This window comes from Paraburkholderia sediminicola (assembly GCF_046026675.1).
In the GTDB taxonomy this organism is placed as follows: domain Bacteria; phylum Pseudomonadota; class Gammaproteobacteria; order Burkholderiales; family Burkholderiaceae; genus Paraburkholderia; species Paraburkholderia sediminicola_F.
The window spans coordinates 1,567,229-1,579,169 of the sequence record NZ_JAQQEY010000002.1 but is presented as its reverse complement, the minus strand read 5'-3'; the positions used below and the strand labels follow the sequence as shown (position 1 = coordinate 1,579,169).

At 62.4% G+C, this 11,941-nt stretch carries 12 protein-coding genes; all 12 read right to left on the bottom strand.

All coding sequences use genetic code 11. The features are described from left to right. Window positions 1-25 precede the first annotated feature (25 nt). Entirely contained in the window at window positions 26-658 is a 633-nt protein-coding gene (locus tag PQQ86_RS26745) for a TadE/TadG family type IV pilus assembly protein (RefSeq protein WP_408273754.1), read from the bottom strand. A 1-nt stretch (window position 659) separates the two neighbouring features. Then, a complete protein-coding gene (locus PQQ86_RS26740) occupies window positions 660-1,178 on the bottom strand; it encodes a TadE/TadG family type IV pilus assembly protein (RefSeq protein WP_408273751.1) in 519 nt (172 codons plus the stop codon). Beyond that, on the bottom strand, window positions 1,175-2,041 hold the full coding sequence (locus tag PQQ86_RS26735) for a sterol desaturase family protein (RefSeq protein ID WP_408273748.1): 867 nt from the start codon (window positions 2,039-2,041) through the stop codon (window positions 1,175-1,177). Before PQQ86_RS26735 ends, PQQ86_RS26740 begins: the two co-directional genes overlap by 4 nt. A gap of 40 nt (window positions 2,042-2,081) precedes the next feature. Continuing rightward, a complete protein-coding gene (locus PQQ86_RS26730; protein ID WP_408273745.1) occupies window positions 2,082-3,050 on the bottom strand; it encodes a type II secretion system F family protein in 969 nt (322 codons plus the stop codon). Window positions 3,051-3,102: 52 nt separating this feature from the next. Continuing rightward, on the bottom strand, window positions 3,103-4,080 hold the full coding sequence (locus PQQ86_RS26725; RefSeq protein ID WP_408273743.1) for a type II secretion system F family protein: 978 nt from the start codon (window positions 4,078-4,080) through the stop codon (window positions 3,103-3,105). Between the two features lie 34 nt (window positions 4,081-4,114). Further along, window positions 4,115-5,497, bottom strand: a complete 1,383-nt coding sequence (locus tag PQQ86_RS26720; RefSeq protein WP_200651419.1) for a TadA family conjugal transfer-associated ATPase — start codon at window positions 5,495-5,497, stop codon at window positions 4,115-4,117. A gap of 54 nt (window positions 5,498-5,551) precedes the next feature. After that, window positions 5,552-6,754: a CpaE/TadZ family protein gene (locus PQQ86_RS26715; RefSeq protein ID WP_408273739.1), complete on the bottom strand. Its 1,203-nt coding sequence runs from the start codon at window positions 6,752-6,754 to the stop codon at window positions 5,552-5,554. A gap of 46 nt (window positions 6,755-6,800) precedes the next feature. Then, window positions 6,801-7,094 (bottom strand): hypothetical protein, encoded by a 294-nt coding sequence (locus PQQ86_RS26710; RefSeq protein ID WP_408273736.1) that lies wholly within the window; start codon window positions 7,092-7,094, stop codon window positions 6,801-6,803. A 23-nt stretch (window positions 7,095-7,117) separates the two neighbouring features. Then, the gene (locus PQQ86_RS26705) at window positions 7,118-9,064 is read right to left on the bottom strand and encodes a type II and III secretion system protein family protein (protein WP_408273733.1); all 1,947 of its coding nucleotides are present in this window, start codon (window positions 9,062-9,064) and stop codon (window positions 7,118-7,120) included. Window positions 9,065-9,153: 89 nt separating this feature from the next. Then, window positions 9,154-9,987, bottom strand: a complete 834-nt coding sequence (cpaB, locus tag PQQ86_RS26700) for a Flp pilus assembly protein CpaB (RefSeq protein ID WP_408273730.1) — start codon at window positions 9,985-9,987, stop codon at window positions 9,154-9,156. A gap of 37 nt (window positions 9,988-10,024) precedes the next feature. Continuing rightward, window positions 10,025-10,561, bottom strand: coding sequence for an A24 family peptidase (locus PQQ86_RS26695; RefSeq protein WP_408273728.1), 537 nt, complete (start codon window positions 10,559-10,561; stop codon window positions 10,025-10,027). Window positions 10,562-10,695: 134 nt separating this feature from the next. After that, window positions 10,696-10,881, bottom strand: a complete 186-nt coding sequence (locus PQQ86_RS26690; protein WP_408273725.1) for a Flp family type IVb pilin — start codon at window positions 10,879-10,881, stop codon at window positions 10,696-10,698. Window positions 10,882-11,941 lie beyond the last annotated feature (1,060 nt).

Below are 11,941 nucleotides of genomic sequence, written 5' to 3'. Positions count from 1 at the left end.
TTATTTGAATCCGTTGCTGCCTGAATCAGAACACCGTCATTGCATAGAGATTGGGCGAGAGCGCCGGCGTCTTGATGCCGCCGCCCAGATTCAATGAGCCGATCAGTGGTGTTTGCAAATAGAACGTCTCGACCGCGTACGCTATCTGGCCGTCGGAAAGTTTGCCTTGCAGCAGATTCACCACCGGCGACGTGCTCCCCGCCGCCGGAATCCCGCTGCAACTGCCGGTGCCGTCGGTGGCCCAGCGCGTGCCACTGTTGCCGCAGTTCCACAACTGGCTCGCCGGAAAATAATTGCTGCCGTTCCAGCGATACTGGGCGACCACGACGCCCGTGCAGTTGTTGCCGTTGCTGTCGCAGTTGTTGTTGCCCATGATCTCGGTGATGTAGATCATCCCGTGCGCATTCATGTTCAGCGGCGGTGTGGTCGAGGTCAGCGACGACATGATGGTCTGCATCGGATACGTGAGCGACGCGCGCGACGACAGGCTCGCGCCTTCGCGGCTCACGTTGATCAGAATCATCTGCGCCTGGATGTTGCGCGCGACGTCATACACCGGCAGCGCCAACGCGACCAGGACCGGCAGCAACAGCGCCATTTCCACGCTGACGATGCCTCTGGCAGCGTGGCGGCTTCTTCGCGAGGAATGGGTGCGCATGTCAAAAGCCCTCGTTACGCATCGTGGCCGCGACGCTGAAACTGAACTTGCCATTGGCAAAGAACGGCTTGACCAGTGGCGTCAGCAGCGGCCAGATGCAATTGATCTGCAGCACGACGATGTCGCCCGGATTGCCGAACATGCCGGTGCTATAACTCGTCTGCGTGGTGTAGCTCTGGGTCGCGCCGTTGATGGTAATCACGTAACTCGGTGAAACGAGCGTGTAGAGACCCATCGAGCTAGTCTTGATTTCCTGCACGATCGCCAGATAACGCTGCTGGTTGGTCGCATTCGGATCGAGATTGCTTTGCCCCGTCACCGAGTAACGGGCGCCTTCCCTCACCGCATATTGCATCGTCAGATTGACCCATAGGGCGATGCCCAGGTCCATCGCAATGCACAGCAGCAGGAACAGCAGCGGCGCGAGCAGCGCGAACTCGATCGTCGCTACGCCGCGCTGCTTGCGCGTGGTGTCCCTTAAGCCAGATGTCAGGCGGGTGGCACGCCGGATGGCTTTCATTTCGCCTCCTTGTCCAGTATCTCGACACGCCTGCCGTTCAGAACGGCGCCGAGGCCAGCATGCGAACGCAGCGGCCAGCTCAACGCACCGAGCAGCGAACGCGGTTGTGCGCCGTCGTCCAGACCGGTAGCCGGCCATTCATGTTTCGCCGGCACCCACAGCGTACCGAACAGGTCGTCCCACAGCGGCAGCAGTTGCGTGAAGTTGTGGTCGAAATGCTCGGTGCGGTTCGAGTGATGCAGGCGGTGGTATTGCGGATTGTTGACCCACGTCGTGAAGCGGCCCAGGTCGACACGCAGGTTCATATGCGCGAAGTAATTGCCGAACATAAAAATGACCGCTGTGACACCGACGATCCACGGCTCGACCTTGAACAGCACGCCGACCACCGGATAGAGCAGGCAGCCCTTGAGGAACACCTCGAACCAGTGATGCCGGAACGTCACCGTGACATTGAAGTCGGTGGCACTGTGGTGCAACGAATGCAACTTCCACAGCACGGGCCACGCATGCTGCAAGCGGTGAAACGCGTATTCCAGCAGATCGACCGTCAACAGCACGACCACGATGGAAGCGAGTGCGCCCCACCCCCGCGAAGCCAGCACGACCCAACCACCGCCGAGCGCATTGATGATCGCGACGCTCGCCACCGCCATCAGCGGCCGCATGATTTCCGCGAGCCCCATATACAGTCCCGCGTAGATGACGTTAAAACGCATCCCCGCACGCGACTGCAGCAACTCGGCAGGCCAGCGCCGCTCCAGCGCCGCACCCACGCTCATCATCACCAGGGCGAGCGCGAAGCCGCCCAGCCAGTGCCGCGCGTGGATCAGCAGTTCAGGAAACGGGCTCGACGCAAACATGGAATTCCCCGGTAGATATGGTTCGCTCAATCTCTATCGCTCAGCCACCCGACATGGCGGTCATGGTCGGAAGCAGCTGGCGCGCGACCTGGATCGCTGACGGGCCGACCAGCACGACCAGTAGCGTCGGGAAAATGAAAAACATCAGAGGAAAGAGCAACTTTAACGCGATCTTCGCAGCCTGCTCTTCCGCGCGCAAGCGCCGTTTGGTGCGCAGGTTGTCCGTATAAACACGTAGCGAATCGCCAACGCTGGTGCCGAAGCGGTCTGCCTGGATCAGCATCGCGGCGAGCGTATCAATATCCTCGACGCCGGTGCGCAGCGACAGATTGCGCAGCGCCTTGTCGCGCCCCGATCCGGCACGCAATTCCAGCAGCACCATGTCGAACTCGTCTTTCAACGCGCGGCTTTTGACGCCTATTTCCTGGGTGACACGCATCATCGCCGCATCGAGCCCGAGGCCCGCCTCGACGCAGACGGTCATCAGATCAAGCGCGTCGGGCAGATCCTCGAACAGCTTGCGCTGGCGGCTGTCGATCAGGCGCGTGAGCACCAGGTTCGGAAGATAGAAACCGATTGCCGATACCGCCAGCACTACCAGCAGCAACACCATCCGCTTGTCGGCGTCGAAGACATTGCTGAGAAAGATGAGCGCGATGGCGGGCAGAATGAGGGCCAGTAGCGTCTTGGCGGCGAAATAGATGGCCGGAGCGGACGGTGTGCGGATACCCGCGTTCGCAAAGCGCAGGCGCAGCGCCGATTTGTCCCAATCTTCTTTTGGAAGCGAAAGCCTGGCGACACGTTCGGATACCTTGGTGACGGTTTCGACCCAGCTCTTCTGCGCGCCGGCATCGCCTTCCGCATCGCCAAGAGCGATGGCGCCGGACTGCCCGATCTCCTCGATACGCCGTTGCACCGGATCGGGCTTCAGCAGCATCATCGCTTTCAGCGCCGCGCCGAACACGATCAGGAACATCACCCCCAGCATGACGATCTGTTCTGTTTTCATGGTCTGCGGGCCGCGCCCGCGCTCCTCATTTCGAACCTATGGAACGGACGGTCTAGACATGAATGCGCACGATCTTGCGCATCCACACGATGCCGAACAGCATCATCGTGAGCGCTCCTGCGGCGAGTTGCACACCCGCCGAATCCTTCCAGAACACGCTGATGTAGCCCGGATTTAGCAGCGACAACAGCGCGAGGATCGCAAACGGCAAGACGCCGAGAATCCACGCGGACAGCCGCCCTTCCGCCGACAGCACACGCACCTTGCCAAGCAACTTCAGCCGCTCGCGAATGATGCTGCTGATGCTGCCGAGAATCTCCGCCAGATTGCCGCCCGCTTCGCGCTGGATCAGCACGGCGATCACGAAGTAGCGCAGATCCTCGACCGGCACGCGGTTCACCATATTCAGAAGCGCATCGTTCATCGACACACCGTAGTTGATCTCGTCGAACACCAGCGCGAATTCGCCACCGAGCGGGTCGGGCAATTCTTCGCCGACCATGCCGAGCGCGGCAGGAAACGAGTGGCCGGCGCGCAGCGCGCGGCCAATCAGGTCAGCCGCGTCGGGCAACTGACGCTCAAGTTGCAGCACGCGCTTTGCGCGCTTGCGGCGCAGGATCATCGTGGGCAGCAAGCCTGGCACCACGGCCACGGCGCTTATCACCGGGGCGGGCGCATGCATCACGAAACCCAGCACGGCGCCGACGAGCGCGCACAGCAGCGTATAGGTCGCAAAACGCGCCACCGACCAGCGCAGCCCGGATTGCTGCAACTGACGGTCGAGCGCGTGCACACGCGGCACGTGCAGCAGCAGCCGCGTAATGAACGGCGAATCGCTCAGGAGGCGCTGCTTGAGAATCGACAGTTTCTCGGCGCTGATATTGCCGCCCGCCGTGAGTGCGCGGAGGCGCTCGTCCATGCGCTTGACGGCCGTGCCATGACGGCTGCTCCAGAACAGATAGACGGCTTCGATCAGCAGCACGATCGCAAGAAACGCCAGCACCGCAAAGCCGATAAACGAGGTGTTCATGTCCGTCTCCCTGAAGCCTTTGTGTTAGGCATGCTCACACCTCGAAGCGCCGTGCCGGATCGAACATCTGGTCCGGCAGCGCAATGCCGAAGCCCGCCAGCCGGTCGCAGAACTTCGGCCGCACGCCGGTCGCACAGAAATGCCCTTTGATCATGCCGTTTTCGTCGACGCCGGTCCGCTTAAATGTGAAAATCTCCTGCATGTTGATGATGTCGCCTTCCATGCCGGTGACTTCCTGAATACTCATCAGCTTGCGACGTCCGTCCGTCAAACGCGAGGCCTGCACCACCACCGTGATCGCCGAAGCGATCTGCTGGCGAATCGCCTTGATCGGCATCGTCAGACCCGCCATGCCGACCATGTTTTCGAGCCGGGTCAGTGCATCGCGCGGCGTGTTCGCGTGCAGCGTGGCCATCGAACCTTCGTGGCCGGTATTCATGGCGTGCAGCATGTCGAGCGCTTCGGCGCCGCGCACTTCGCCGAGGATGATGCGGTCGGGGCGCATCCGCAGCGCGTTGCGCACCAGCGTGCGCTGCGAGATTTCACCCTTGCCTTCGATGTTCGGCGGCCGCGTTTCGAGCCGCAGCACGTGTTCCTGGCGCATCTGCAATTCGGCCGCGTCCTCGATCGTCACGACCCGTTCGTCGCCCGGAATGAAACCGGAGAGCAGATTGAGCAGCGTGGTTTTGCCGCTGCCCGTGCCGCCCGAGATCAACACGTTCAGCTTCGATTTGATAAGCGCTTCGAGCAGCTGCGCCATCGCCGGCGTGAAGCTCTGATTGGTCACCATGTCCGCCACCGTCAGCGGATTCACCGCGAAGCGGCGAATCGACACCAGCGGACCGTCGATCGCCGACGGCGGAATGATCGCGTTGACTCGCGAGCCGTCGGGCAGGCGCGCGTCGACCATCGGCGTGGACTCGTCGATCCGGCGGCCCACGCGCGAGACGATGCGTTCGATGATCTTCATCAGATGGGCGTCGTCGTAGAACGTGACGTCGGTGTGTTCGAGACGGCCGCGTCGTTCCACGTACACGTGCTGCGATGTGTTGACAAGAATGTCCGAGATGGTCGGGTCGTTGAGCAGCGGTTCGAGCGGACCGAGGCCGACCATTTCGTCGTGCACGTCCTGCGCGAGACGGCGGCGCTCGAGCTCGTTCATCGGAATCTTGTCTTCGTCGACGATCCGTTCGACCAGTTGCGCGAGTTCGCGCTTGATCTGTTCGGGCGACAGGCGTTGCAGCTTGTCGAGCTCCACCCGGTCGATGATCGCCTGATGAATGTTCATCTTGAGTTGCTGGTACGCGCGCCGCGCCGCGAGACTTTCTGCGGCAACGCCGGCAGCTGCAGCGCCGCCGTTGGTGCCGTCGAACGGTATCGTGCCGTTTTGCATCATCAACTGTTCGCGCAATGACATGGTGCTCTCCGCTTTGTTTCGATGGCAGCCGGGTTCGGTTTGACTTGTCCCGGCTTAGTGTCCGGCTTTCAGTTGCGGCGGCGAATTCGGCCGGCCCGGGAACAGACGACCTAGCACGCTCTTACGTGCTTCGACAGGGCGCGGCCACATCATGTCCGCCAGATGCGCAATGCCTTGAGCGAGCGCGCCGCCCTTCGCCGACGTAACGAGCGGCACACCGTGGTTAAGCGCCTCGGTGGCCTGCTTCTCGTCGCGCGGCAATTGTTGCGCAACCTTCGCGCCGAGCGTTTCTTCGAGCGTCGCCAGATCAATGCGCGCGCTCTTGTCGTACTGGTTGACGATCACCCTCACCTTGCTCGCCGGGTAGCCGAGTTCCTTGAAGATGTCGAGCATGCGGCGGCCGGCGTGCAGATACAGGATGTTCTGCCGCACTACCATGCAGATCGAGTCGCTGTGATCGAGCGCATGAATTGCAAGCGGATTGATGTTCTGGCCGACGTCGATCAGCACTGCGTCGTACTGCTCGCGCACCAGCGTCAATATCCGTTCCAGATGCGCGGCGCGCAGCTCGCCCGACTTGACCGGATCGCCCGCGCCGGCCAGCACGTCGAGATTCGGGTGCACGTGCATCACGCAGGCTTCGAAGAAGGCGGCGTCGAGCCGGTCGATTTGCGAGCACAGGTCGGCGAGCGTCGCAGGCGGCGGTTTGTCGGCGACTAGCAAACTCGCGTCGGCGAACTGCTGGTTCAGGTCGATCAGCAGCACACGCTTGTCACGCTGCGCCGCAAGGGCGTAAGCGAGATTCACGGCGATCAGCGTCGTACCACTGCCGCCTTTGCACGACGTGAACGAGACCACGCGGCCGTCACGGCGCACGCCCGCGCTTTTCTTCGCTGAGACATGCGCGAGGGCGTCGGCGAGTTCGGCCTCGTCAAGCGGCCAGGAGAGCACGTGCCGCACACCGACGCGCATGGCGGCCATCAACAGCGTGGTCGAAGGCGTGGGCGTCACCAGCATGCAGTGCAGATTCGGCGTGTGGGACAGCGCCTCTTCGACGCCACTCAGTTCGCGCGGCGTCAGCTCGGCGTCGTCGATGATTAGCAGGTCGGCGCTCCTGATCGCCGCGGCGTGCACGCGCAACTGCTTCGCGGTGCCGTGCAGCGTGCGCAGCCGGAACGCAATGCCGCTTGCTTCGAGACGCGCGGCGATCCGCGGCGCGCGCTCGGCGCTGGACGAAATCAGGAGGGTGTCGATCATGGTGTGTCTCCGCTGGCTCGAGTCCGAGCCGCCTGGCTGCGCTGTTTCAGTAGCTGCTCGACGAACCGATGCCGATGGTGAAGCTGTTGGTCGGCGCGGGTGGCGCCGTGAACGATTTGGCATAGCTCTTCTGCGCTGCGGCCGCCGCCGTGCCGTCAATGCCCGCGACCGGATCGGTATTGGTCGAGGCTTGCGGATTGAGCGTCTGCATTTCCTTGATCTGGTTGACCGAGTCGCCGAACGTCGCGTCCCAGTGCGGGGTTGAAGTCAGGCAGCCGGCGAGCGCGGCGCTCAGTCCTGCGCACACGGCAGCGCGGATCAGTGTCTTGGTAGATGTCATGTCGATCTCCGATGAGTCGCGATTCAGCGCGCGGCGTGTGAGGCGGCGCCGGCCGCCGATGTTTGGCTGACGAGCGCGGCGTCGTGGGCCGGGGTGGTCGCGGCCACCGGGGCCGGCGTACGATCATCCTGGCCTGGCTTGGGTTGCGTGGGTGGCAACGGTTGCGTGGACGTGGCCGGCGTTGCGACAGGCGTGGTCACCACCGGTGTCTGGCTGATTGCCGCGGGCATGTCAGGCGCGGCCGGCGTCGAAGGCGCGTTCGGCGAATTCGGTGCAACCGGTGCCGTGGCCCCCGCTGCTGGCGCGGCGCGCTTCGCGCCTTCCATATGGCCGGTCAGATACACGTTCCCTTCGTTGGCGTCGCTGAAACCGTCGGTCGGTAGCGGATAGTGCTGCGGCAGCGGCTTGGCGAGACGCGGCGTCACGACGAACACCAGTTCCGTCTTGTCCTGTTCGTAGCTGGTGCTGCGAAACAGCGCGCCGAGCACCGGCAGTTCAGCCGCGCCAGGCAGACCTTTGATCGAGCCAGTCACGTTGCTCTTCAGGAGACCGCCGATCGCAAAGCTCTGACCGTCGAACACCTGCAGCGTGGTCGAGGCGCGCCGCGTCGTGATCAGCGGCAGGATCGAGGTCGTGTTCGAGTTGCCGGCGCTGACAACCACACCGGTCGACGAGAGCTCGGACACTTCCGGCGACACCTTGAGATTGATACGGCCGCCTTCGAGCACCGTCGGCGTGAAGGTCAGGCCGACACCGTATTGCTCTTCCTGCAGGACGATCGTCGTGCCGCCCGAGCCGTTGCTTTGCGGCACCGGAATGTAGACCTTGCCGCCCGCGAGAAAGCTTGCTTCCTGGCCGCTGATCGCCATCAGATTCGGCTCGGCGAGGATCTTCACGAGTTGATCGGTTTTCTGCGCGTCGACCGCGAGGTTGAGCGGCAGATTGTTCGCTTTCGAGGCGGTCAGCGCGCTCAATCCGCCGGACAGGTAATTGGCCAGCAAGCCGAAACTCCAGCTGCCGATGCCGCCCTGGATGTTGGCCGCGACGCCGAGCTGGTCAATCAACGTCTTCGAGACTTCGGCGACTTTCACTTCGAGCATGACTTGCTGCGGCGCGGCCACATGCATCATGTTGATGATGCGTTCGCCACTCCCGCCACCGAGCGTCGGTGCCGGCGCGCCCATCGCGCGTGGCGCCGCACCGATCGGCAGCGGGCCGCTTCCCATCGGCGCACCACCTTGCAGCGCGGTGGTCGGCCGGGCCACGAAGGCGCGCGCCAGTTCCATCACACGCTCGGCCTTGACTGCATCGGTGACCGTGCCGGTCAGCACCAGCGTATCGGCGGCTGTCTTGACCTGGATGCCGGTTTCCTCCGGCATCAGCGCGGCGAGCGTCTGTTGCAGGCCGCCCGGGTCCGCGCCAACGCTCACGTCGATGATCGTGCAGGAGCCGCTACGGCCTTGCACGATCATGTTGGTGGTGCCGACGTCCGAGCCGAGCAGATAGAGCGTTTGCGGCGACACCAGCATCGCCTGCACGATCGACGGATTGCCGACGGTGCGGCTGCGCACGGGTTCGCGCACGTCGACCATCGTCGATTTGCCGACCGGGATCGTCACTGAAGTATGTTCCGCCACCGGGCCGCTGCAATTGGGTCCGCGGGTGGCTTGGGCCGCGCCGCCGGAAGAGGCGCCGCCGCTCATGCCCGTTGCCGCGATGGTCAGATGCACGGCTCCGTTTGACGCCATGGTGACCGGCATATCCGGCAAACCTGGCACATTGGCAGCTGCATTCTGTCCGGCCGCTTGCGCGACCGGCAGCATCGACAGATACAGTCCGACCACCACGCAAGTGCAAGCTTCAGCGATCCGGGTCCGGCCGCGGGCAGAGCGCGCATGCAGTCCGCGCGATTCACCTGGGCCAAGCGGGTCCTGCGGCGCGCGAGCGCGCTGATTCGTTCTGGCTTTCATGTCCTACCCCCGTTATGTGCCGCTTTTTTAACGCGCTGGACCTGGTGGTCAGTCACGCATATCGGTCACGGCTTGCAGGCTAAGGCCTGTCAAAAGCATTCTTGTCGTGCGTCGGCGCCGTCGAGCACGCGGACACAGTTGCCCGGCGCGCGCACCGCCACTTTCCGTATGATGTGCGCCGGTTTCGGTTCAGACGCGGCGACTACCGCAACCGGCATCTTGAGCAGCGTTGCCTTGGTGGCGCCAGCGGTGTCGATCGCCTGCGGATCGATCTGGTTGCGCAATACCAGCGAGAGCGTGCCGATGCTGCGCGCCAGGTCGATCTTCTCGGCCTGTTCCGGCGACACTTCGAGCGTCACCGCATCGACCACCTTAGGCTTGGTTTCGTCGCGGCCCACTTCCTGAGCGACGGCCAGCACCAGAATCTTTTCGAGCACGATCTTCGAAATGTTCTGGTCGCGCTGCGCACCGGGATCGCGATTGTCTTTCTGCGTGTTGACGATGATGTCGACGTAGTTGCCCGGCAGCGCGAAACCCGCCACACCGATCACGTCGTTCACCCGTACCGTGATGGCCCGCTTGCCTTCGCCGATTACCGCCGACAGGCCCCCGAGCGTGCCGACCGGTGTCAGCTTCGCGTCGACAATCGGTTCACCGTGCAAGAGGCTTTCCTTGAGCACACGGCCGTCGAGTTTCTGGACGTCGGTGTACGCGCCGGGCGGCACGCTGTTCGATGGCCAGTCGGTGAGCTTCAGAAAGTCCGGCCCGATCCGCTGACCGAGATTGATGTCGGTTGCGGCCACCACCACCTTGGTGGTGGCATTCGACGTCTGCGAGATCATCCAGCGTGAAGCGAACACGACCGCGGTGAGGCCGGCCAGCGTCGCGATCAGCAGCATCGTTACAGCGCGCGCATTTTTCATTTTGAACCCCCGATTTTTTTTGGCCTGCTGGTCCGCGTCACACGCTGTAGAACAACACGAGTGCGCTGCCTATCGCTATGGCCACTCCGTACGGCATGGACCCCGTCGCACTACTTTCGGCCACACCGCCTTGCCGCTGCCTTGCGCCGTTGCCCGGCGTCGTGTAGCTCACCAGCAATGTCGCCACCCCGCTCAGTCCAGCGCGCATCTGACGTCGCCGGAGCAGTATTGCAAGCGACCCGATTCCACCAATCACACAGGTCACCAAACCTATTTCGAGTGCGCCGTAAGCGCCACAGAAAGCGCCGATCGCAGCCATCAGCTTCACGTCGCCGGCGCCCATCAGCCGCATCGCATAGCCCGGCAGAAATATCGCGCCGCCTACGAGCATGCCGCCCAACCACATCTGCATCCCGTCGATACCGCCTTGCGTGAACCATTGCACAGGTATCGCCGCAATTAATCCCGTCGCCACCAGCCAGTTAGGAATCCGGCGCGTTTGCATGTCCCATAATGCGGCGAGCAATGCCAATGTCACTACGCACGGTCCAACCGGAAAAGGAACCCCGTTCATTTTCTGCTCCGTTTCAAGGATCGAATTGCCCTGCTGGAGTCGTTTCTTATTGGCGCGAGGCCGTCGCTACCCTGTTTCGAAGGACAATCGAAACAGGGTAGCGATCGGGTATGCGCCTGTTGCTGTGGGTCGAACTACGCAGCTGGGTTGACCACACCATTCAGTGCCGTCGAAACGAACCCAAACACGGTGTTGAGACGCGTGCCGATCAAGCCAATCGTCGTGATGATCGCCACCGCAATCAGCCCGGCCAGCAGGCCGTATTCGATCGCTGCAACACCGTCTTCTTCGCGCAGAAATTGTTGGATCGTGTTCTTCATGCTAACCCCCGTAAGAGTGAAAGTTGACTTCGGTTTGTGCCGCCACAGCTGCCTGAAAACAGGTCCACTGGTGCGGTGTTGAGGCCCGTCCACAGAGACGGAAAAAGTGGCGAGGTCAGCGCTTCACGTCGTCCCGGTCGCGAATCGCCGATACCCCGTATCGATCGTTCGCGCCGTGCTTTATTGACATCCGTTTTTCGTTGGCCCCGCCGCACCCCGTAAAGCGCGTTGAACTCTCCGACGCGTTCTACGAAGACTGTTGCTGCCGCCGGGATTTTTCTGCTGCTTCTGCTCGTTTGCTGCTTCCCGGCTGCAACGTGTTTCGCTTTGTGACTCGCTTATTGCACGCGCTGTGCCATGTGCCCTCAAAACCTTGCTGGACGGTGATGAGCGATTCGGCGCACCCCGCAGAAGGGGGTTCGCATCACGCGATGATTCGTGTTTGATACGCCGTGAGCGGTCGTGGCGGCGGGTTGCCGCGATGCGCCAGGCGTAATTTCCGGAGGGTGGGGAAACCCTCGGCCGTGATGACTGGCAATGGTTTGACGAATGCCCAGGTCAAAAATGCCGGGTCTCAACACACAAAAGTAGCTTTTACAGGTCGTGGACCAGCGTGTCGCAAGCTTGAGACAGCAAATGGTCGTTTCGGTGGACAGGTTGCGAGATTGACGTGGCCCGCGCCTGCATTGCTATGTGTGCTGGCCCGCACTACGGGGATTGACGGAGGATTTATGAATCGCTTGGACGTGGGACAGGCCGGCAGCCGAACACATTTTTTTGTGTGACGTAAGCGATGTGCCCGCTTCGCCTCGCACCAGGCGCAGCGCCTTGCTGGTCGCGCGCCACGCGGCGAAAAGCTACGTTTCAAACGATGGGGTTTTGCGGGCGGTAGGTAAAAAACTTCGTACCTGGCGCGTCGCATAGCGTCCCGGATGCTCGCGAAGCACACGGTGTCCGACTTAGTTCAGCGCTGAGTGAAATGCGGCGTGAACCGGCCGGTTTTGATTCATGTGGACCGTAGAGAGATCCATGTTGATGCGCCGCGTACTCACGCTGCCTG